This is a genomic window from Shinella sp. GW835-FHT14H05 (assembly GCF_058793575.1).
In genome coordinates, this window is the sequence record NZ_JBXAFY010000010.1 from 180,253 (window position 1) to 201,641 (window position 21,389).

Here is a 21,389-nt window from a genome sequence, read left to right on the forward strand (position 1 = left end):
CGTCGCGATTCCAGCGCGTTAACCTTTTGTTAACCAACGCAAGCTTCGCGCAAGCTTCGGGGCGTAGGCCGATAGCGAAGCAGAAGTTTCCACACAGGACGCCGGTTTTTTGAGGTCGTTCCGATGGAGAGGGAAATGTACGTCTCGAACAGGATCACCAGCAGCTCGACCAGCGACAGCCTCGCCTATCTCGCAGGCAAGGCTGCAGGCAAGGCTGTCGAGGAGAATGCCGAGGCCGGATCGACCGCGCATCTCGCCGGCGGCAGCTACGACCCGTCCTCCCATGTCGGCCTGACGGTCGATGCGCTGCTCGTGCTGAGTGTTGCCAGGGAAGAGACGACATCCAGCCTGCCGGCACTGACGGCTGCCGAGCGGGACAACCTCGACACATCAGAACTCGAAAAGCGCGAATATGCCGCCTTCGGCCATTTCCTGGAGAAGGACGACCGCAAGGCCTATTACCGCGCCTATGTCGAATATTTCGACAGCATGCCGGCGCAGGACCAGCGCAGCGCGCGTTATGCCGGAACACGCGAGCCGGCCGTCGCCGCCCTGCAAGCCATCGCCTATAATGAAAGCGCCCTCGACATGACGGCGCCCGACGCCGCCCTCGAAAACGCCGCCGTCCTCGGCGAGCGGGCCACGCGCCGCGCGACGCCCATTTCGGCGATCTTCCAGCCTAGTGCTGCCGATGTCGAGAATGTCGCCCGCGTCAACGGCCGCATCTCGCGCGCCGACAGCATGTACGCGACGGGCTTCTGAGGCTTATCACCCTCGTTTTGCCATGGTGCGGGGGCACCATGGTTATCAATTCATCAAAAACCTGTTGCGGATAGCCCGTCCTTAACCGTGCAGTAACTCTAACGCGCTTTAATCGGTCTACATCAAGTAGCGTACCGATTGGGTAGTCTCATGCGTAAGAGTGTATCGCCGAGTTTTGGTAGGACCGCGACCCGCCTCGTGGCCGCCGCCCTGCTGGCAAGCGTAGCGACCGGGTGCAGCTCGGACGTCTCCCGTTTTGGCGGCCTCTTCTCCTCCTCCGGCTCAGACAACATCACGACGAGTTCGGTCCCGCGCCGCACGCTCTTCGGCAACAATGTCGTGCCGCGCGGCTCGGTCGGCAACGGCCAGCAGGTCGTCGCAACCGACCAGATGGGCACTCGCGAGCAGGCGCTGAACCAGGAATTCCCGGATCAGGGCACGGTCTCCTACGACCCGATCAACACATCCACCACCGGCGGCTCCGGCACGCGGCTCGCCACGACGCCGATGACCGTACAGCGCGGCGAACTCAACGACCCGACCGCTGGCGCCCGCCAGGAAGCCGAGCGCGACGTCGCGATGGCCCAGGAGCTTCCCGAGCGCAAGGTCAAGGAAGTCGACACGCTGACGACGTCAACCGTCAAGGGCAAGGCCGGCTGGTCGACAAAGAACGCACCGGTCGTCATGCTGCGCCAGGGCGAAAGCGTGAAGACGCTCGCCAACCGCTATGGTGTGCCGGAAAAGGAAATTCTCGCCGCCAACGGCCTGAAGCGCGCTGCGGATGCCGAGCCCGGCCAGAAGATCGTCATCCCGACCTTCAGCACGACGGCAAGTGCCGCCAAGGCCTCGACGGACCACACGCTGAAGGTCGGCGAAAAGCTGCCGACGCCGGAGCGCAAGGGCGAGCAGAACGTCGCCATCCTGCCCGGCACCTCCACGCGGGACAAGGTGAAGTCGGAAAGCGGCCAGACGAATTCCAAGGTCGCCGAGGCCGGCGAAGGCAAGGGCAAGGCCGGCTACGAAGTGCAGCCGGGCGACTCGCTTGCGAAGATCGCGCGCAGCAACGGCGTTTCCGTCGATGCGCTGAAGAAGGCGAACGGCCTTGAGACCGCATCGATCCGCATCGGCCAGAAGCTGACGATCCCGGCCGGCGGCGCGAGCGTCGAAACGACGACGGACAAGACGACGACGGCCTCGGTTCCGGTCAACAAGGAAAAGAGGGTCGAGACGACGGAAAAGAAGCCGGAAACCTACAAGGCACCGGTGAAGACTGTCTCCGTGACCGAAGCGACCGAAAAGTCGGACGTGACGGAAGATGCCCCCGAATCGACCGGCATCGGCAAATATCGCTGGCCGGTGCGCGGCGCGGTCATTGCCGGCTACGGCGCGAATGTCGAAGGCAACCGCAACGACGGCATCGACATCTCGGTTCCGGAAGGCACGCCGATCAAGGCAGCCGAAAACGGCGTGGTCATCTATGCCGGCAGCAGCCTCAAGGAACTCGGCAACGCGGTTCTCGTGCGCCACGACGACGGCACCGTCACGGTCTACGGCCATGCCGGCGACCTGAGCGTGCAGCGCGGCCAGAAGATCCAGCGCGGCCAGACGGTCGCCACCTCCGGCATGAGCGGCAACGCCACCCGCCCGAAGGTCCACTTCGAGGTGCGCAAGAACGCCACCCCGGTCAACCCGATGACCTTCCTGGAATAGGTTGATCGTCCATAGGAAAAACAACAAGGCCCGGTTCGACCGGGCCTTGTTGTTTCTGATAAAGCCGCTCGACCTCTCCTCCGCCATGGTCGGGCGTGACCCGACCATCCATCCACGGCCACGCCGCGAATGTGGATCCTCGGCTCAAGGCCGAGGATGACGACAGAGGGTGGGGCGAGGTTTACCGATCAAAGCAAGGTGGTCCCGTCGCCTTGCTTATTTCCATCTGCGGCTCGCCGATCTCGATCGCATGCCCGTCCGGATCGTAAAACCGGAAGACACGCTGGCCCCAGGCCTGCCGTTCGACCGGGTGTATCAGCTCCACATGCGGCGCGATGGCCGCGAAGGCTGCATCGACGTCCTCATGCTCGAAATAGAGCAGCAGGTTCTTTCGCCCGTAGGGCTCTTCCCCACTTGCTTCCTTTCGCCAGACGGTCTGCTCCAGCGCGCGTCCGTCGTGGATCGCAAAGCCGGTCTCGAAGAGCACGAAGGTTCCGAAATCCTCCAGAACCTTCAGGCCGAGCCTGTCGCGGTAGAAATCCCGGGAGCGACCGATGTCGCGGACGAAGGGGATCGGATTGACGAAGCGCATCGGGCGGCCGTCATTTCACCAGCGGTTTGCCGAGCCGCCCCGCGAGGTCCTGCACATATTGCCAGGCGACGCGGCCGGAGCGGGAGCCGCGCGTCGTCGCCCATTCGAGCGCCTCGGCGTGGAGTTGCTCCGCGGGGAGGTCGAGGTCGAAATGGCCGGCATAACCGTCGATCATTTCGAGATATTCGGTCTGGCTGCACTTGTAGAAGCCGAGCCAGAGGCCGAAACGGTCGGAAAGCGACACCTTTTCCTCGACGGCCTCGGAGGGATTGATCGCCGTCGACTGCTCGTTCTCCATCATGTCGCGCGGCAGGAGGTGCCGGCGGTTGGAGGTGGCATAGAGCAGCACATTGTCCGGCCGGCCTTCCACGCCACCGTCCAGCGCCGCCTTCAGCGACTTGTAGGACGTGTCGTCATGGTCGAAGGAGAGGTCGTCGCAGAAGATGATGATGGGCGCGGGCGCGTCCTTTAGGATCTCCATCAGCGCCGGCAGCGTCGAAATATCCTCGCGGTGCACCTCGACGAGTTTCAGGCCGCTGCCGGTCTCCTTGGCAGCAAGCGCATGCACCGATTTTACCAGCGACGACTTGCCCATGCCGCGCGCGCCCCAGAGCAGCACGTTGTTGGCCGGCAGGCCGCGGGCGAATCGCACGGTGTTGTCGACGAGGATGTCGCGCACATGGTCGACGCCGCGGATGAGTTCGATGTCGATGCGGTTCGGGCGCTTCACCGGCTGGAGGTGCTGGCGGGCCGGCGACCAGACGAAGACGTCGGCGGCGTTCCAGTCGTTGATGGCGGGCGCGGGGCCGGCGAGGCGTTCCAGCGCGGCATTGATACGGCCGATTTCGGCGAGCAAAAGCTTGACGTGGTCTTCCTGCAATTTCTCTCTCCTCATGCGTCCCTGCCGGGTAACATGGGGCGGCGGGTGGCGAAAAGGGGGAAAGCGCTTGAAAAGAGCCGGCTTCTCAGTCTCGTGTGTTGCATTCAAGGCCTGCTTGCCTATATTCCGGCAACCGAAATGGCCCCTCAGGCCGCACAAATTCAAGATTTCAAGGAGTAGCTGATGTTCATTACCGAGGCCTTCGCCCAGACGGCACCCGGCGGGGCAGCTGGCGGTGCAGACATTCTCATGTCGGTCCTGCCGTTTCTGCTGATCTTCGTGGTGATGTATTTCCTCATCATCCGCCCGCAGCGTGCCAACATGAAGCGTCGCGAAGAGCTTCTGAAGAACATCCGCCGCGGCGACCAGGTCGTCACCGGCGGTGGCATCGTCGGCAAGGTCACCAAGGTCGTCGACGACCACGAGCTTGAAGTCGAAATCGCCGAGGGCATGAAGGTGCGCGTCGTGCGCAGCGGCATCAGCGAAGTCCGCGTCAAGGGCGAACCCGTCAAGGAATAACTTGGCCTGCCGCCTGGCCGGGCAAAAACCCGGCCGGACGGCCCGACTGGTTTTCAGCCGGCGTCCGTGCCGGGTTGTTTTTGTTTTTACGCAATGCCAGCAGGACCGCGTTCCGCCCTTTTTGCTGGAGTTGCCGTAGGCGAGACCGCGATGCAGCAATCCGCCCGCTGGAAGACCGTTTCCCTCTGGCTCGTCCTTGCGGCGAGCCTTCTTGTCATTCTGCCCAGCCTTTTGCCCACGCGCACGGCCGCTCTTCTTCCCGGCTGGCTGACGATGCACCGCCTCGAGCCCGGCATCGACCTCACCGGCGGCTCCCGCCTCGTGCTGGAGGTTTCGCGCAGCGACATCGCCGCCGACCGGCTGCGCGCCGCCGTGGAAACGATCGGCAATGCGCTGCGCGCTGCGCGCGTTCCCTATAGCGACCTCAACGGCGCGGACGACACGATCGACGTGACGGTGACGGCCGCCGATCGCGTTGAGGCCGCTCGCACGACGCTCGCCGGCCTCGATCTCGGCACGCTGAGTGAGCCTGAAACCAACGCATTCCGCCTCGTCTTATCGGCTGCAGCCATCGACGATTCCGTCCGCGTCGCCTCGCTTGGCGCTGTCGATGCGGTCCGCCGCCGCGTCGAGAGCCTGGATATCCCCACCCTTGTCGTCGGGCGCGGCGAGCATGACCGCATCGTCGTCGCCATGCCGGGCCTCACCAACCCGCAGCGTGTCAAGGACATGCTGGCGCAGGTCGGCCGGCTCTCCGCACGGCTGGTCGATGACAGCGTGCCGGTCAACACGGCGATCGAGGACGGCGCGCCGGCGGGCTCCGAAGTGCTCTACTCCACCGGGGAGCCGCCGGTCGGCTATCTCGTCCGGCAGGACGATCTCTTCACCGCGTCCGACGTCGCCTCCGCGCAGCCGGCCGCCAATGGCGAACCCTTCATCGAATTCGTGCTGAGAGGCGAAGCGGCCGAGCGGCTCGCCGCCTTCACGCGCGAAAACAGCGGCCGCACCATCGCGATCCTGCTTGACGGCCAGATCATCTCGACCTCGCGCATCCAGGGCGCCATCACGGATGGCGTCGGCCGGCTTTCCGGCGATTTCGACGCGGAGGGTGCGGGAAACCTCGCGCGCATCATCGCCAGCGGCCCGCTGCCCGCACCGCTCACCATCATCGAGGAGCGCTCGATCGAGCCGGCGCTCGGCACGACGTCCAGGGTCACGATGGCCGCTGCGCTCGTCGTCGCTGTCGGGGCCGTCGTCGCCTTCATGACCTTCTTCTATGGCGTGCTCGGGGTCATCGCCTCGATAGCACTGTTCTTCAACGTCATCCTCACCTTCGCCGTGCTGGCGCTGGTCGGGGCGCCGCTGTCGCTTTCCATGATCGCCGGCATTGTGCTCACCGTCGGCATCACGGTGGATGCCAGCGTGCTGATCTTCGAGCGCATTCGCGAGGAGGTGAAGGGCGGGCGCGAGCTCTCGCGCGCCGTGCTGGTCGGCTTCCGCCGTGCGCGCGCCACGGTGCTCGATGCCTCCATCACCATGTTCATCGCCATCGCGGTGCTCTTCCTGCTCTCGGCCGCGCCGGTGCGCGCCTTCGCGCTTGCCGTCGGCATTGGCCTTTTGGCAACGCTCATCACCACCTTCACGCTGACGCGCCGCCTTGTCAGCGCCTGGCTCAACCGCAGCCATGCGACGCACCTGCCGAAGGGCGTGCGCTCCGGCTTCTTCGACAGCCTCAATCTGCGCTTCATGGCGGTGCGCAACGTCGTCTTCCTGATGACGGCCGTGCTCTCGCTCTCCATCGCGGGCCTGCTGATTGCTGGAAAGCTCAAGCCCGGTATCGATTTCACCGGCGGCGCGGCGCTGGAAGTGCAGGCGAAGGCGGGCAATGCCGATCCCGACGATATTGCCGCGCGCCTGACGGATGCCGGCGTCGATGTGCTGAACGTCACCAAGCACCGCGATGCGCGCCACGCGCTGGTGCGGCTGACGTCAGCCGGCGAGGGCGAGAATGCCGAGCAGACCTCCGTGCTCATCGCCCGCGGCGAGCTCGAAGACGATTACGACTTCCGCCGCGTCGAAGTGGTCGGCCCGGCAATATCCGGCGAGCTGATCGACACGGCGACGCTCGGCTTCGTCGTCGGCCTCTTGGCGCTCGTCGCCTATATCTGGGTCCGCTTCGAGTGGCACTTCGCCATCGGCGCCATCATCGCGCTGGCGCATGACGTGTTCTTCACGCTCGGCTTCCTGGCGCTCGCCAAGATCGAGTTCAACATCACCGCCGTCGCAGCCCTCCTGACCGTCGCCGGCTATTCCTTGAACGACACCATGGTCGTCTATGACCGGATCCGCGAAAATCTTCGGAATTTCAAGCAGATGCCGCTGCCGATCCTGATCGACGACGCGATCAACCGCACGCTGTCGCGCACGGTGCTGACCTCGGCGACGACGCTGATCGCGCTTTCGGCGCTGGCGCTGTTCGGCGGCGAGGCGATCCGCACCTTCGCGCTGACGCTGCTCTTCGGGGTGGCGATCGGCACCATTTCCTCTATCTATATTGCCGGACCGATCCTCATCCTGTTCCGCCTGCAGCCGGAGCGCTACCGCCCGGGCAAGGGTGGTAAGGCACCGGTTACGGAAGCGACGGAAAGCAATGGCTAAAGGCATCGAAATCCGCGAGGCGCACTTCCCCGGTCGTGCGCCGATCGACGCATATGGCAATGGCGGTTTCCGCTTTGCCGACATGTCGCACCGCGGCTCCATTCTCTGCCTGCCCTCCGGCATCCACGGCTGGGACAAGGAGGAGGGCGAGGCGCTGACGGTCGCTGATCTCCAGCGCGTGCTGGACGAGGCGGGCGATATCGAGGTGCTGCTGGTCGGCACCGGCAAGGACATCCGCCCGCTGCCGGCGGATATCAAGGCGGCGCTCAAGGAGCGCCGGATCAGCTCCGACCCGATGAGCACGGGGGCCGCCGTGCGCACGTTCAATGTCATGCTGGCGGAAAGCCGGGCGGTCGCCGCGGCGCTGATCGCGGTGTGACGCGGAAGGCGGTTTTTTCGACGTGACCGACAAGATGGATGCCCATTACGAGCACTGCCTGACGGTGCTTCGCGAGACCGATCGCGACCGCTATCTCGCCTGCCTGCTGGCACCAGTGGAAAAGCGCGGCGCGCTTGCCGCGCTCTACGCCTTCAATGCCGAGATCGCCCGCGTGCGCGACGTGGTGCGCGAGGCGCTTCCCGGCGAAATCCGCCTGCAATGGTGGCGCGACCTGCTGGAGGGAGAGGCCGACGGCGACGCCATGGCCAACCCGCTTGCGGCCGGCCTGATGGCCTGCGTCCGGGAGCACCGGTTGCCGATCGCCGTACTGACGGACATGATCGAAGCGCGCATCTTTGACGTCTATAACGACCCGATGGAGAGCCGCGCGTCCTTCGAAGGTTATGCCGGCGAGACGGCCTCCGCGCTGATCCAGCTTGCGAGCCTCATCCTCGATCCCGCCACCGCGCCAAAATCGGCGGATGCGGCCGGCCATGCTGGCGTGGCGCAGACGGTGGCCGGAACGCTCCTGCTGCTGCCGATCCACCGCCGCCGCGGGCAGGTCTACCTGCCGGCCGATCTCCTGGCCGCGACGGGCCTGACGCCGGAAGCGCTTCTCGGCGGCAGCGATGCCGCTGCGGCCACGCGCGCCGTGCAGGCATTCGTGGGTCTCGGCCGCGAGCATCTGGCCAAGGCGCGGGCGGCAAGCGGCGTCTCGCCGGCGAATCGCCCGGCCTTTTTGCCCGTCGCGTTCGTTCCGCATATATTGGACGCCGCGGAGAAGGCGGGCGCCGCGGCGCTCGAACGCTCCCCCCAGCCGGCGCAGTGGCGGCGGCAATGGTGGATGTGGCGGGCGATGCGGCGCGGGCCGTTCTAAAAATTGACGGGACGCAAAACTGGCGCAAGCCTTGTCGGCTACAGCGTCAGGACGTTTTTCGCGGAGGAGTCGCGCCGATGCTCTGGACCATCACCATCGCCAGCCTGCTCTTGGCCGGCCTGGTCTTTCGTCAGGTGTTTCGCCGGGAGGAGGAGCAGGAGCTGGCGGGCGAGGATGCCGGCCTGGCGATCCTGGAATTCGGCCGGGCTTTTCCCGACGAGGCGATCCGCGAGATGATCACCACCGCAAACGGCCGCACGGTGTTCCTGCGGCTGCATGACGGCAAGGCCGGCTGCATGAATGCGCACGGCCATCACTATTCCTGCCACCTGATCGAACCCGGTACGGTGCGCGTCAACGGCGCCGGCCCGAAGCGCCTCGATGTCAAGTTCGCCAATGCCGCCTACGAGGGGGGCACCTTCGAGTTCCGCGACGAACGGGACGCCGCGGAAGTCTCGCTGTGGCTGCTCGGCAGCTTCATGCCTGGTATCGCCAGCGTTGACCCGCAGGCCGCGGGCCAGCCGCACTAATTCACAGGCTTAACCAGCGCGCGCAGTCTTCCAGCGCGCGGGCGGCAGTGGCGTGCTTCTTGGCGATCGCCTTGTCCTTGCCGCGAAAGCGCTTCAGGCCCTCGGGTCTGGTCACCGCGCCCGGCTCCAGCGGCGGGAACAGGCCGAAATTGACGTTCATCGGCTGGAAGGAACGCTTGCCCGGCTCGTCGTCGGAGACGATGTGGCCACCGGTTATATGGTTCAGCAGCGCGCCGAAGGCGGTGGTTTCGGGCGGCAGCGAGGGCGTCTCGCCCAAGCGCTCGGCGGCGGCGAACCGGCCGGCGAGCAGGCCGATGCTGGCGCTTTCCACATAGCCTTCGCAGCCGGTGATCTGGCCGGCAAAACGCAGGCCCGGGCGGCCCTTCAGCGTCAGCGAACGGTCGAGCAGCGTCGGCGAGTTGATGTAGGTGTTGCGGTGCAGGCCGCCGAGCCGGGCGAATTCCGCATTTTCGAGCCCGGGAATCAGGCGAAAGATCTCTGCCTGCGCGCCATATTTCAGCTTTGTCTGGAAGCCGACCATGTTGTAGAGCGTGCCGAGCGCATTGTCCTGGCGAAGCTGCACGACGGCATAGGCCTTGACGGTCGGGTTATGCGCATTGGTGAGGCCCATCGGCTTCATCGGCCCGTGGCGCAGCGTCTCGCGGCCGCGCTCCGCCATCACCTCGATCGGCAGGCAGCCGTCAAAATAGGGCGTGCCTTCCCATTCCTTGAAGCCCGTCGTGTCGCCGGCGATCAGCGCGTCGATGAAGGCATTGTACTGCTCTTCGTCCATCGGGCAGTTGATATAGTCCTTGCCCGTGCCGCCGGGGCCGACCTTATCGTAGCGCGACTGGAACCAGCAGATGTCCATGTCGATGCTTGCCGTGTGCACGATCGGCGCGATGGCATCGAAGAAGGCGAGCGAATCGGCGCCGGTGCGCGCCTGGATCGCTGCGGCGAGCGATGGTGCGGTCAGCGGACCGGTCGCGATGATCGCCTGGTCCCATTCCTCCGGCGGCAGTCCGGTCACTTCCTCGCGCGTGATGGTGATCAGCGGGTGGCTTTCGAGAGCGGCCGTGACGGCGACGGAAAAGCCATCGCGATCGACCGCGAGCGCGCCGCCGGCCGGCACCTGGTTGGCATCGGCCGAACGCATGATCAGCGAACCGGCCAGCCGCATTTCGGCGTGCAGCACGCCGACCGCATTGCTGGTCGCATCGTCGGAGCGGAAGGAGTTGGAACAGACGAGCTCGGCAAGGCCGTCCGTCTTGTGGGCATCCGTGCCGCGCACGCCGCGCATTTCATGCAGGATGACGGGCACGCCACGCTCGGCGATCTGCCAGGCGGCTTCGGAGCCTGCAAGGCCGCCGCCGATGATATGGATGGGGGCTGGGAAGGAGGTGTTGTTCATGGCCGGTTCGTTACCACGGCGGCGTGCGGCTTTCCATCACCCCGAAATCAAAAGCTTGAATCAAAAACGGCACCAGATGGTGCCGTTTGAAGCGTTCCTCGCGCGTCGCCTATTCCGGCCGCAGCGGCGGAAATTCGGCTGATGTCTTAGCGGAAGGAACGGGCTGCGATGTCGCGGATGTCGTAACGCGTCAGGCCGATGTCGGACAGCGTGTGGTTCGACAGGTTGCCGAGCTCGTTCATCGTGCGGCGGTAGGAAATCCAGTTCTTTGCAATGCGGATCGGGTTCATCGTCTTTGCTCCTCGAAGCGGTTGTCCGGGACGTCTGTCAACCGGTTTGTGATGCTTATATACGCGACACTCTTGTTAATGTGCAGTGCAAAGAAAATGCAGCTGCTATGCATTTGTGCAATAAGACGATCACGGATCGGGCAGTTGCGAACGGTGCGAGCAGAATAGGCAGAAAGTGCCGATATTCCAGGCGGATAGGGATTTTCAGCATTTTCGGGGAAGAAAAGCAGGCGTGTCGCAGACGATGAATCGCGACATTGTGCGGCGCAATAAGTCACGCACAGCAAAACGCCCTCCGGCGGGAACCGGAGGGCGTTCGAAAAAGGACCGTTAACGGTCGTTCGGCTTAGTTGGAAGCCTTGCGAGCGATGTACGGGATATCGCTGCGGCCGATGCCGAGGTCGCGGAGCTCGCGGTCCGACATGCGGCCGAGTTCATTGACGGTCTGACGATACTTGCGCCAGTTGTTAAAAGAGCGTGCCAGGTTCATGTGATTACCCCTTTCTTGGGCTTCGTACTGGGCGGCCGCTCGTCTTTGGCGCCGCCCTGATCTGATGAAACGGAATATACGCTGCGCCGCCGAAAAGAACAGCGCTGTTCCAGCACGGCACCCATGCATTTTACGCATGTCAAGCAGAAATTTTGGCAAAATTCTGGCCAAAATCCGGGCTTTCGGCCACAAAGGTTAAGGCCGGTATGCGTCTCTGGTTGGGTGCAGTGCAAAAAGAAACGCCCGCCGGGGAGGAGATCCGGCGGGCGTTTCTGGTCTCGATCGGCAACCTGGGAGGAGGAGGGGTGCCGATCCTGTCGGGGACGTTGGGAGGAGGAGATCGTCGCCCGACCGATGAGAGGAATATAGGATGGCGCCGCCGCGTAAAAAAGAGCGCGATCGGAATGGCACCCATGCGCCGTTTGCATGCGTTCGGCGCCAGATGCGCGCGATTGCGCAAACTTTGCGCGGATCTACGCAGCGTCGAAGGATTTTGCCGGGAAAGGGAGGGTGCGCCATGCGTCTGGCGCAAATAATAACGCCCGCTGGGGGAGGAGATCCAGCGGGCGTCATTGAAGGTGACTGGCAACTGGGAGGAGGAGTGTTGCCAATCGTATCGAAGCGACGCTGGGAGGAGGAGTGCGTCGCCCCGAATTCCATGTCGATCCCCGTTTCCGGACATCGGGTCTTCAGGCATCATGCCAGGCGTTCGACCAATCCGCTCTTCCGGTCCTCTGTCGCCTTACGAAACGCGGCGCCTCGATTTCCGGGCCGGACCATCTCTGATCCGATGACTGAACTATAACCGCGCCCGTCGATTTTGTGCAGTGCAATATGGGCATGGATGATATGCGCCCGCTGCATGCCCGAAACCGCCGAGCCGATCGGCTCTTGAGGGCTAGAATTACCATGTATTTCTTTATTTCCCGTTTATCTTGGTGGTCATTGGTCCGCATTCAAGGGCGTAACTCGCGAAGATTTGCCCATTTTTCGAGTTTTCGCCCCGATTGCGAATTTCTCCGCAACCTATATCGTCCCTGTTGACAGAGCCGGAATCGGCGCGATCGAGTGGTATTTTTGGAACGGAGCAGGAACGCATGTACAGGGGCAGGCTGGAGCGCGACCTCAAACTCTGGGAGGTGCAGGGCCTGATCGACGCGCCAACCGTCGGGCGGCTGCTCAAGGAATACGATTCACGCCCCAGTTCCTTCAGCCTCGGCCGCGTGCTGATGATCATTGCGGCATTGCTGGTCGCTGCCGCAGTCCTGCTGCTGGTCGCCGCCAACTGGGATGCCATTCCGCGCCTCGTGCGGCTTGTCGGCATCGTCGGGCTAATCTGGGGCGCCTATCTGGCCGGCGCGGTGCTCATCACGCGCGGCGCGGAGCGGCTGGCCGCCGCCTTCCTGGTGTTCGGCACGCTCGCCTTCGGCGGCGCGATCGCGCTCGTCGGGCAGATGTACCATCTCTCCGGCGATACGTTCCAGGCGATGCTCGTCTGGTTCGTCGGCGCGGTCGTAGCGGCTGCGCTCTTCCGCTCGGGCGCCGTCACCGCCGTCGCGGGTTTCCTCGCCTTCGTCGTTTCCGGTGCGGACTGGACGCAATCCTACAGCGCCAATGAGACCGTGCTGCTCTGGCTGATGCCGCTGATGGCCGTCATCATCATCCTGCTGGTGCGGTATACCGGCGCCGCGCGGGTCCGCCATTTCGCCTATCTGCTGCTCGTCACCTGGCTCGCCTTTATCTATAGCGAATACGAGACGCCGACGACCGCCATCGCGATTGCCGCCTTCGGCGCGGTCGCCTATCTGCTGGCCGCCGTGCCGCAGTCGCCGCTCCATGCCTTTGCCCGCAGCGCCGGCGCCGCACCCGCCTTCTATTCCTACCTGGTGCTGATGGTCGGCCTTCTCGTGCTGCATGCCGAATTCGACAATGTGGCGGACCGGCTGTTCCTCGGCATCCTCACGCTCATGGCCGCCATCGCCGGCATTGCGCTTTCGGGCAAGGAGAACGGGGCGGTGCGTTATCTCGGCTACGGTGCTTTCGCTGCCGAGACGCTCTATCTCGCCTCCGAAACGATCGGCTCCATCATCGGCACGTCCGGCTTCTTCCTCGTCTCGGGCCTGGTGGTGGCTCTGATCGCCTGGGGCGTGATCGCGCTGGAACGGCGTTTTTCCAAGGCTGAAACCAAGGTGGAGGCGTGAGCATGACGATATCCAGTTTCCTCCGCGTGCCCCCGCTTGCCGCCGCCATCGTCGCCGCTGCCCTCCAGACCGCGGTGCTCGGTTATATGGTCGAAAGCCGCGCCTCGATCCTGCGCAGCGGCGCCGACATTAAATTGAAGACGCTGCCCGTCGATCCGCGCGACCTGCTGCGCGGCGACTACGTCATCCTGTCCTATCCGATCTCGACGATCCCGAAGGATATCGTGACGGGCGAGATACCGAAGGACAGCCAGCAGGTGCGCATGTCGGTGCGGCTGAAGCCCGGCGCGGACGGCCTATGGACGGCAAGCGAGGCGAGTTTCGGCGACCTTGCGCCGGCGGAAGGCAGCGTCGTGCTGCGCACGCTGCCCTTCGAATATTATTCGTCGGTGGACAATGTCCTGCCGGATAACATCTTCGTCAGCTACGGCATCGAGCGCTATTATGTGCCGGAAGGCGAGGGCAAAGTGCTGGAGGATGCCCGCAACCAGGAGGAACTGGAGGTGGAGGCGCGCGTCTCGAAGGAGGGCACGCCGCAGATCGCCCGGCTCATCCTGAAGGGCGAGCCGATTTATGACGAACCGCTCTATTGACGAGAACGGGCTGGATCACGCCGCTCTGCTCCGCATTTTTCCTTTGATCCGCCGGAAACGGGTGATATAGAGACGCCGCGCTCGGAGGGCGCCACGGCAGCGGCCATGCCGCCCGTGGCACTGCAGTATCTGAGACGCGGGTATGGTGAAATTGGTAGACACGCCAGATTTAGGTTCTGGTGCCGCAAGGCGTGGGAGTTCAAGTCTCTCTACCCGCACCAGAGCCACGAACCGTGGAAATGGAGGTTTCCGCGGCTGTGGGTCATTGTAGAGCGCCATTTTGCTTGCCAAAAGGCCACGGAATTCAGTAAAGCCACCGCTGGCAAATGGACCGGCGGGGTGCTCGCCATAACCGGCAGGCCGGTTTGAGCACCGCCAACTCGAAATTGAAGGTTTGAACATGCAGGTTATCGAAACGCTCGCTGAAGGGCTGAAGCGCGAAATCAAGGTCGTTATCCCGGCCAAGGACATGGAAGCTCAGATGAACGAGCGTCTTGAAGACGCCAAGGGCCGTGTCCGCATCAACGGCTTCCGTCCGGGCAAGGTCCCCTTCGCCCATCTCAAGAAGATGTACGGCAAGTCGATCATGGCTGAGCTCGTCAACGAGATCATTCGCGACCGTCCGTCGGCGATCCTTTCCGAGCGTGGCGAAAAGTCGGCGACGCAGCCGGAAATCGTGATGACCGAGGACCAGGCCGAAGCGGAAAAGATCCTTGCCGCCGAAGCCGATTTCGAATTCACCCTGTCCTACGAAGTCATCCCGGCGATCACGCTGAAGGACGCTTCCGGCATCGCCGTCACGCGCGAAGTCGTTGAAGTCGACGCTGCCGAAGTCGACGAGCAGATCCTGAAGATCGCCGAAAGCGCGCGTTCCTACGAAACCAAGAAGGGCAAGGCCGCCGACGGCGACCGCGTCACGATCGATTACCTCGGCAAGGTCGATGGCGAAGCCTTCGACGGCGGCAAGGACGAAGACGCTGAACTCGTCATCGGCTCCAACCGCTTCATCCCGGGCTTCGAAGAGCAACTCATCGGCCTGAAGGCTGGCGACGAGAAGGTCATCACCGTTACCTTCCCGGCCGATTACCCGGCTGAAAACCTCGCCGGCAAGGAAGCCACCTTCGACATCAACGTCAAGGAAGTCGCTGCTGCCGCCGACGTCGAGATCAATGACGACCTCGCCAAGAAGCTCGGCCTCGAATCGGCCGACAAGCTGCGCGAAATCGTCCGCGGCCAGATCGAAAGCCAGTACGGCTCGGTCACCCGTCAGAAGGTCAAGCGTCAGATCCTCGACCAGCTCGACGAGATGTACAAGTTCGATTCGCCGGAACGCCTGGTCGACGCCGAGTTCGAAAACATCTGGCGCCAGATCAACACGGACCTCCAGCAGTCCGGCAAGACGTTCGCTGACGAAGACACGACGGAAGAAGCCGCTCGCGAAGAATACCGCAAGCTTGCCGAACGCCGCGTCCGCCTCGGCCTCGTTCTCTCGGAAATTGGCGAAAAGGCCGGCATCCAGGTGACCGACGAAGAGATGCAGCAGTCGCTTTACCAGCAGCTCCGCCAGTTCCCGGGCCAGGAAAAGCAGATCCTCGAATATTTCCAGAAGACCCCAGGTGCCGCCGCTTCGCTGCGCGCGCCGATCTTCGAAGAAAAGGTCGTCGATCACCTGCTCAGCGAGATCAAGGTGACGGACAAGGCCGTCTCCAAGGACGAGCTGATGGCCGAAGACGAAGAGGGTTCCGAAAAGGAAACCAAGAAGGCTGCGCCGAAGAAGAAGGCTGCCGCCAAGGCCGAAGCAACGGACGGCGAAGAAGCCGCTCCGAAGAAGAAGGCCCCGGCCAAGAAGAAGGCCGCCGAAGGCGACGCCGAATAATCGGATCGACCCTATTCAATACGAAGAGGCCGCCCATTGGGCGGCCTTTTTGTGTTTGGGCATAGTGCTCCCGAACAGCCGCACGCGGCCTCTGCAACAAAGCGCAGCACAACGAAACCCGCCAATACGCTCGATTATGCCAGTGATGACCGTGTCGAAAACGCGGTCGGCGCCTGCTGTGCAAATCGCACGTGGCGGCCGCAATGCCGGAGTGCGCCCGCATGTTGAAATCAACTGTCGCTATCAGCAGGTTCGCCCTGCTTTGGATTCTTTGTCCCGTGGTGGCCATTGCCTCCTTTCGCTTTCTCCTCGGAGGCGTCGAGGTGACGATGGCCGACTTCGTCTATCACGCCAACCTGCGGCCGGTCGCATTCTATGCCCACATCGTTCTGGCGTCGGTCGCGCTTGCTCTCGTGCCCATGCAACTATGGCCGGGGTTGCGGCAACGCCGCATCACCCTTCACCGAACGCTCGGGAGGGTTTACGCGATTTCGATTCTCGCCTCCGGGGCTGGCGGCTTCTTTCTGGCGGTGGGCACCGAATCGGGCGCTGTTGCAGCCTCTGGCTTCGGCTGCCTGGCCATTGCCTGGGTCGGTACGACGGTCTACGGCGTCATTCTCGCGATGACAGGGGATGTGGCGGCGCATCGCCGCTGGATGATCCGCTCCGCTGCCCTGACGATGGCCGCGGTGACACTTCGCATCTACCTCGGGCTCTCCGTCGTGGCCGGCCTGTCCTACGACGAGGTTGCCGGAGCGCTGGCGTGGGGATGCTGGATACCCAATCTTCTTCTTGCCGAATTCCTCGTGCGCCGGAACAGATCAGGGCAGCAGCGGGCAAGCCTCCGACCTGCCGTCAGCCGAGGGTGAGAAGCAGCGCCCGATGATCGGAAACTTCGGGCGTTTCCACGACCGTGAACTCCGCGACCGGCACTTCCGCGTTTACCAGCATGTAGTCCGCATAGCGGCCGGGCTTCTTGTAGAGCGAGGTTCGGGTGTCGGTGAAGCCGCGGGTCGTGACGAGGTCGGTGAGGCCGAACTGTTCGAGCGTCTTGAAGGTTCGGCTGTCGGGCAGGAGGTTGAGGTCGCCGCACAGCACGAGGCCTTCGTCCTTGCGATGCAGGCGCTCGATGAGCGCGACGAGGGCGTCGGCCTGCGCATCGCGAACGGGAGAATCGCCCTTGCCGTCTTCCGTCCGCAGGCCGTGGAGTTGCACGACGGACAACGCGCGATCGGCCGCGTAGTCGTAGAGGCGGAAAGCGTGGGCGTTGCGGGCGCGTGGATGGGTGCCGAACCCATGCGGGGAATAGGCGCCGTGCACGAAATCGAGCGCCTGGCCGATCACCGCGATGTCCTGCCGGATGAAGGTGGCGAGGCCGAATTCCTGCCAGCAGGCTTGGTCACCGTCCAGCAATTCGCCGCGCATGGCCGGCACGAAGAAGCCGTCATGGGCGGGAAGCGCGCTGGCGATGTCCCGGTAGAGATTGGCGCGCTGCTGGAGTTCCACCGCGCCGTCGCGATAGGTGAGCCAGTCCGACCGCGCGGCGACGGCCCGAGGCACTTCCTGCAGGCAATAGATATCGGCATCGACTGCGGCGAGATAGTCGATGAGCGGCGCGTGCAGCATGCCGCCCCAGACGTTCAGCGACAGGATCTTCATGCCGTCTGCGACAGGTCGCCCATGCGGTTCCAGGCGTCGAGGCCGGCGATCTTGTAGGCTTCGGCAAGCGTCGGGTAGTTGAAGGTGTTTTCGACGAAATATTCGACGGTGCCCTTCAGGTTCAAAACGGCCTGGCCGATATGGACGAGTTCGGTTGCGCCTTCGCCGACGATGTGCACGCCGAGCAGGCGGCGGGTCTTCAGCGAGAAGATCATCTTCAGCAGGCCGGAATTGAGGCCCATGATGTGGCCGCGCGAGGTCTCGCGGAACCGCGCCATGCCGCATTCATAGGGGATGCCGCGTTCCTTGACCTCTTCCTCGGTGAGGCCGCAGGTCGAGATTTCCGGCACGGCATAGATGCCGTAGGGGAAATATTTCGGCGGCTCCTTGGCAATGGCGCCGACGGCGACGCGGGCGGCGATGCGGCCCTGTTCCATCGAGGTTGAGGCAAGCGCCGGGAAGCCGACGACATCGCCGGCGGCGAAGATATGCGGCACTTCGGTCTGAAACGTCTCCGGGTTGACGCTGAGGCGGCCGCGCGAATCGGCGGTGAGGCCGGCGGCGGCGAGGTTCAGGCTGTCCGTTGCGCCGACGCGGCCGGCGGCATAGAGCACCATGTCGCAGGTGACGTGGCGACCGTTGTCCAGCGTGATCTCGCACTTGCCGTTTTCGAGCTTCTCCACCTTGTCGGCCTTCTGGCCGAGGATCAGCTTCATGTTGCGGTCGCGCAGATCATGGGTGAACTCCTCGATAATTTCCTTGTCGATGAAATCGAGGATCGTCGCCTTGGGATCGATAACCGTCACCTGCGTGTCGAGCGCGCTGAAGATCGTGGCATATTCGATGCCGATGACGCCGGCGCCGATGACGGCCATGGAGCGCGGCAGGCTCTGGATGTCGAGCAGCTCGTCGCTATCGAGCACGCTGACGCCATCGAAGGGGATGCTCTCCGGGCGATAGGGTTTCGTGCCGACCGCGAGCATTATGCTGGCGCCCTTCACATGCACGATCTCGCCGTCGTCCTTGGCGATTTCCATCGTATCGGGCGTGACGAACTTCGCCTTGCCGCGGATGTGCTGCACGCGGTTGCGCGCGAACTGGTGCTCCAGCACGTCGACCTCGTGGTCGAGCGTGATGAGCAGGCGGCGGCGCAGGTCGTCGGCGCTGATTTCCTGCTTCACGCGATAGGAGCGGCCATAGAAGCCGCGCTCGCGCCAGCCGGAGAGGTTCAGCGCGGTCTCGCGCAGCGTTTTCGACGGGATCGTGCCGGTGTGCACGGAAACGCCGCCGACGCGCTTGCCCTGTTCGATGACCAGAACCTTGCGCCCGAGCTTGGCGGCCTGGATGGCGCCGCGGCGGCCTGCTGGGCCGCTGCCCACGACGACGAGATCGAATTCCTGCATGTGAGGGTGCCCCAGTCTTTTGCGGGAAGAATCATATTGCGTTGCAGCAATTGTCTTCTCCTCGCATTTTTACGTCAACCGAATGTGACAGCGAACCGTTTCAATCGGATGAAAGCCGGTTCACCCGATCTTGGGATTTCACATAAGTCTCAGTCCCTTGAGACTGGCATGCCCATCCTTGCCGATGATGATGTGGTCATGCACCGTGATACCAAGCGGGCGCGCCGTTTCCACGATCGTCTTCGTCATGTCGATGTCCGCCCGCGACGGGGTCGGGTCACCGGACGGGTGGTTGTGGACCAGAATGATCGCCGTCGACGACAGTTCGAGCGCCCGGCGCACCACCTCGCGCGGATAGACCGGCGTGTGATCGACCGTGCCGTGCCCCTGCACCTCGTCGGCGATCAGCGTGTTGCGCTTGTCGAGGAAGAGGATGCGGAACTGCTCGCGCGGCTCATGCGCCATGGCGGCGTGGCAATATTGGATGACGGAGGACCAGGAGGCGAGCACGGTCTTGTTGCGGATCTCGCTTTTCAGCGTGCGCTGGGCGACGGCGGAAATGAGTTTCAGGTCGAGTGCCACCGCCTCGCCGATGCCCTTGACCTCCTGCAACAGCGCGGGCGTGGCGCCGAAGACCCCGGAAAGCGTGCCGAAGCGGTCCAGCAGGGCCTTCGCCACCGGCTTCGTGTCGCGCCGGGGAATGAGCCGGAACAGCAGCAGTTCGAGGATTTCGTAGTCGGCAAGTGCGCCGTCGCCACTGTCGCGGAAGCGCAGGCGCAGTCGCTCGCGGTGGCCGTGATAGTGCTTTTCCCCCACCGCCGGGATCGCCTTGGCGTTCGTCGTGCGGGCAGGGCGCTCGTAGAAATGACCGCGCTCGTCTATCGGGTTGAAAAGATCGTTGGCGGTCGCGGGCTCGTCCACCGTCGTGGTGGAGGATGTCGTGTCCTTTCGTCCGCGCGATCCTGCCATGGGCGACCTATGCCGGAAGGCCGGGGCGGTCGAGGCCGCCGGGCGAAAGCGTAAAAATCTCGCAGCCATCCGCCGTCACGCCGACGGTGTGTTCGTATTGGGCGGAGAGCGAGCGGTCGCGGGTGACCGCCGTCCAGCCGTCGGACAGCACCTTCACATGCGGCCGGCCGAGATTGATCATCGGCTCGATGGTAAAGATCATGCCCTCCTTCATCTCCGGCCCCTCATTGGCGCGGCCGTAATGCAGGATGTTCGGCGCATCGTGGAAAAGCCGGCCGACGCCGTGGCCGCAGAAATCGCGCACGACGGAGCAGCGCTCGACTTCTGCATAGATCTGGATCGCCTCGCCGATGGCGCCGGTGCGCGCACCGGGCTTCACGGCAGCGATGCCGCGCATCAGGCATTCGTGGGTGACTTCCAGCAGCCGCTCGGCGGCGCGCTTGATTTCGCCCACCGGATACATGCGGCTCGAATCGCCGTGCCACCCGTCGAGGATGAAAGTGACGTCGATATTGACGACATCGCCTTCGCGCAGCGGCTTGTCGTTCGGAATGCCGTGACAGACGACGTGGTTGATCGAGGTACAGCTCGACTTGGTGTAACCGCGATAGTTCAGCGTCGCCGGAAGCGCACCGTGATCCATGCCGAATTCAAAGACGAAGCGGTCGATGACGTCCGTGGCGACACCCGGCTTCACCAGCGGATAGAGCTCGTCCAGGCAGCGCGCGGTGAGCTGGCAGGCCTTGCGCATGCCGGCGAAGGCCTCCAAGTCGTAGAGGCGGATCACGCCCGTGTTCTTCAGCGGCGCGGAGGTCGCGTCGATATAGGTCACCATGGTCGAACTTTCGCTAATCTTTAGAGACCGTCATAAATCAGCGACACCGGGTTCGTCCATGGCGATCGCTGCGACAGGATGGATTTGCTGGGATGTAACCGCGCATTTGACGGCATAGGCCTCGACACCGCGCGCAATCGCCCGCCGGAAGCCGGCCGCATAGGTCGGGTCGAGATCGGCGCAGATGCGGAAGCGCGAACAATCCTCGCGCTGGATGAGATAAAGCATCACGGCGCGAAAACCCGCCTCCGCCATGTCGCCGAGCTCTTCGAGATGTTTTGCACCGCGCTCCGTCACCGTATCGGGGAATTCCGAGAGGCCGGGCGTGCGGCGGAAATGCACGTTCTTCACCTCGACATAGGCCGCCGGGCGGCCTTCGCCAGAGAGCAGGATGTCGATGCGGGAATTGCGGCCGTATTTCCTCTCGCGCTCAAGAACCGGATAGGTGGCGAGATCGGCGACGAGGCCGGCGCGGATCGCTTCTTCGGCGAGGCGGTTCGGCAGGCCGGTATTGATGCCGACGATCGTGTCGTCCGCCTCCACCAGCTCCAGCCGATGCCGGTGCTTGCGCGTCGGGCTGTCGCTCTGCGACATCCAGATGCGCGAGCCCGGCGCGGTGAGGCCGCGCATCGAGCCGGTGTTGGGGCAGGAGCCGGTGATCGCCGATCCGTCATCGAGGATGGCGTCGAACAGGAAGCGCTTGTAGCGCTGCACGAGGGTGCCGGAGACGAGCGGCGGATCGAATTTCATGTCGC

At 63.8% G+C, this 21,389-nt stretch carries 21 protein-coding genes and 1 tRNA gene; 12 read left to right on the forward strand and 10 right to left on the reverse strand.

Annotated elements, in window-relative coordinates; genetic code table 11:
- Positions 1-135: 135 nt before the first annotated feature.
- Together AC1Q6Z_RS25610 and AC1Q6Z_RS25615 are read left to right on the forward strand one after the other, a co-directional pair.
- The gene (locus AC1Q6Z_RS25610; RefSeq protein ID WP_256116046.1) at positions 136-762 is read left to right on the forward strand and encodes a hypothetical protein; all 627 of its coding nucleotides are present in this window, start codon (positions 136-138) and stop codon (positions 760-762) included.
- Positions 763-912: 150 nt separating this feature from the next.
- Positions 913-2,472, forward strand: coding sequence for a peptidoglycan DD-metalloendopeptidase family protein (locus AC1Q6Z_RS25615; RefSeq protein WP_492649719.1), 1,560 nt, complete (start codon positions 913-915; stop codon positions 2,470-2,472).
- A 181-nt stretch (positions 2,473-2,653) separates the two neighbouring features.
- On the opposite strand, the gene AC1Q6Z_RS25620 is transcribed toward AC1Q6Z_RS25615, so the two are convergent.
- Positions 2,654-3,064: a VOC family protein gene (locus AC1Q6Z_RS25620; protein WP_492649720.1), complete on the reverse strand. Its 411-nt coding sequence runs from the start codon at positions 3,062-3,064 to the stop codon at positions 2,654-2,656.
- 10 nt (positions 3,065-3,074) lie between these two features.
- Positions 3,075-3,944: an ATP-binding protein gene (locus tag AC1Q6Z_RS25625; RefSeq protein ID WP_435265425.1), complete on the reverse strand. Its 870-nt coding sequence runs from the start codon at positions 3,942-3,944 to the stop codon at positions 3,075-3,077.
- A 183-nt stretch (positions 3,945-4,127) separates the two neighbouring features.
- Here AC1Q6Z_RS25625 and yajC point away from each other — a divergent pair, with 183 nt between their 5' ends.
- From yajC to AC1Q6Z_RS25650, 5 genes are all read left to right on the forward strand, one after another.
- The gene (gene yajC, locus AC1Q6Z_RS25630; protein WP_256116042.1) at positions 4,128-4,463 is read left to right on the forward strand and encodes a preprotein translocase subunit YajC; all 336 of its coding nucleotides are present in this window, start codon (positions 4,128-4,130) and stop codon (positions 4,461-4,463) included.
- Between the two features lie 150 nt (positions 4,464-4,613).
- Complete coding sequence (gene secD, locus AC1Q6Z_RS25635; protein WP_492649721.1) at positions 4,614-7,121, forward strand: protein translocase subunit SecD; 2,508 nt, start codon at positions 4,614-4,616, stop codon at positions 7,119-7,121.
- A complete protein-coding gene (locus AC1Q6Z_RS25640; protein ID WP_256116040.1) occupies positions 7,114-7,500 on the forward strand; it encodes an Mth938-like domain-containing protein in 387 nt (128 codons plus the stop codon). The genes secD and AC1Q6Z_RS25640 overlap by 8 nt, the downstream gene beginning before the upstream one ends.
- Positions 7,501-7,534: 34 nt before the next feature.
- Positions 7,535-8,377: a phytoene/squalene synthase family protein gene (locus AC1Q6Z_RS25645; protein WP_492649740.1), complete on the forward strand. Its 843-nt coding sequence runs from the start codon at positions 7,535-7,537 to the stop codon at positions 8,375-8,377.
- Between the two features lie 77 nt (positions 8,378-8,454).
- On the forward strand, positions 8,455-8,907 hold the full coding sequence (locus tag AC1Q6Z_RS25650; protein ID WP_492649722.1) for a hypothetical protein: 453 nt from the start codon (positions 8,455-8,457) through the stop codon (positions 8,905-8,907).
- Position 8,908: 1 nt separating this feature from the next.
- On the opposite strand, the gene trmFO is transcribed toward AC1Q6Z_RS25650, so the two are convergent.
- From trmFO to AC1Q6Z_RS25665, 3 genes are all read right to left on the reverse strand, one after another.
- A complete protein-coding gene (gene trmFO / locus AC1Q6Z_RS25655) occupies positions 8,909-10,318 on the reverse strand; it encodes a methylenetetrahydrofolate--tRNA-(uracil(54)-C(5))-methyltransferase (FADH(2)-oxidizing) TrmFO (protein WP_492649723.1) in 1,410 nt (469 codons plus the stop codon).
- A 146-nt stretch (positions 10,319-10,464) separates the two neighbouring features.
- Entirely contained in the window at positions 10,465-10,608 is a 144-nt protein-coding gene (locus AC1Q6Z_RS25660) for a DUF1127 domain-containing protein (RefSeq protein ID WP_023511883.1), read from the reverse strand.
- Between the two features lie 346 nt (positions 10,609-10,954).
- Positions 10,955-11,098: a DUF1127 domain-containing protein gene (locus tag AC1Q6Z_RS25665; RefSeq protein ID WP_256116034.1), complete on the reverse strand. Its 144-nt coding sequence runs from the start codon at positions 11,096-11,098 to the stop codon at positions 10,955-10,957.
- Between the two features lie 1,097 nt (positions 11,099-12,195).
- On the opposite strand from AC1Q6Z_RS25665, the gene AC1Q6Z_RS25670 reads away from it, so the two are divergent.
- The 5 genes from AC1Q6Z_RS25670 (at position 12,196) to AC1Q6Z_RS25690 (ending at position 16,637) form a co-directional block, all read left to right on the forward strand.
- Positions 12,196-13,299, forward strand: coding sequence for a DUF2157 domain-containing protein (locus AC1Q6Z_RS25670; protein ID WP_492649724.1), 1,104 nt, complete (start codon positions 12,196-12,198; stop codon positions 13,297-13,299).
- A 2-nt stretch (positions 13,300-13,301) separates the two neighbouring features.
- Entirely contained in the window at positions 13,302-13,892 is a 591-nt protein-coding gene (locus tag AC1Q6Z_RS25675; protein WP_256116031.1) for a GDYXXLXY domain-containing protein, read from the forward strand.
- Positions 13,893-14,028: 136 nt separating this feature from the next.
- A tRNA-Leu gene (locus tag AC1Q6Z_RS25680) sits at positions 14,029-14,113 on the forward strand.
- A 179-nt stretch (positions 14,114-14,292) separates the two neighbouring features.
- On the forward strand, positions 14,293-15,768 hold the full coding sequence (gene tig / locus AC1Q6Z_RS25685) for a trigger factor (RefSeq protein WP_492649725.1): 1,476 nt from the start codon (positions 14,293-14,295) through the stop codon (positions 15,766-15,768).
- 221 nt (positions 15,769-15,989) lie between these two features.
- Complete coding sequence (locus AC1Q6Z_RS25690) at positions 15,990-16,637, forward strand: DUF2306 domain-containing protein (protein WP_492649726.1); 648 nt, start codon at positions 15,990-15,992, stop codon at positions 16,635-16,637.
- On the opposite strand, the gene AC1Q6Z_RS25695 is transcribed toward AC1Q6Z_RS25690, so the two are convergent.
- From AC1Q6Z_RS25695 to sfsA, 5 genes are all read right to left on the reverse strand, one after another.
- A complete protein-coding gene (locus AC1Q6Z_RS25695) occupies positions 16,624-17,427 on the reverse strand; it encodes an endonuclease/exonuclease/phosphatase family protein (RefSeq protein WP_492649727.1) in 804 nt (267 codons plus the stop codon). The two genes, AC1Q6Z_RS25690 and AC1Q6Z_RS25695, sit on opposite strands and share 14 nt — an antisense overlap.
- Complete coding sequence (sthA, locus tag AC1Q6Z_RS25700; protein WP_492649728.1) at positions 17,424-18,830, reverse strand: Si-specific NAD(P)(+) transhydrogenase; 1,407 nt, start codon at positions 18,828-18,830, stop codon at positions 17,424-17,426. Before sthA ends, AC1Q6Z_RS25695 begins: the two co-directional genes overlap by 4 nt.
- Positions 18,831-18,968: 138 nt before the next feature.
- Complete coding sequence (radC, locus tag AC1Q6Z_RS25705) at positions 18,969-19,799, reverse strand: RadC family protein (protein ID WP_492649729.1); 831 nt, start codon at positions 19,797-19,799, stop codon at positions 18,969-18,971.
- A gap of 7 nt (positions 19,800-19,806) precedes the next feature.
- On the reverse strand, positions 19,807-20,634 hold the full coding sequence (map, locus tag AC1Q6Z_RS25710; protein WP_492649730.1) for a type I methionyl aminopeptidase: 828 nt from the start codon (positions 20,632-20,634) through the stop codon (positions 19,807-19,809).
- A gap of 30 nt (positions 20,635-20,664) precedes the next feature.
- The gene (sfsA, locus tag AC1Q6Z_RS25715; RefSeq protein ID WP_492649731.1) at positions 20,665-21,384 is read right to left on the reverse strand and encodes a DNA/RNA nuclease SfsA; all 720 of its coding nucleotides are present in this window, start codon (positions 21,382-21,384) and stop codon (positions 20,665-20,667) included.
- Positions 21,385-21,389 lie beyond the last annotated feature (5 nt).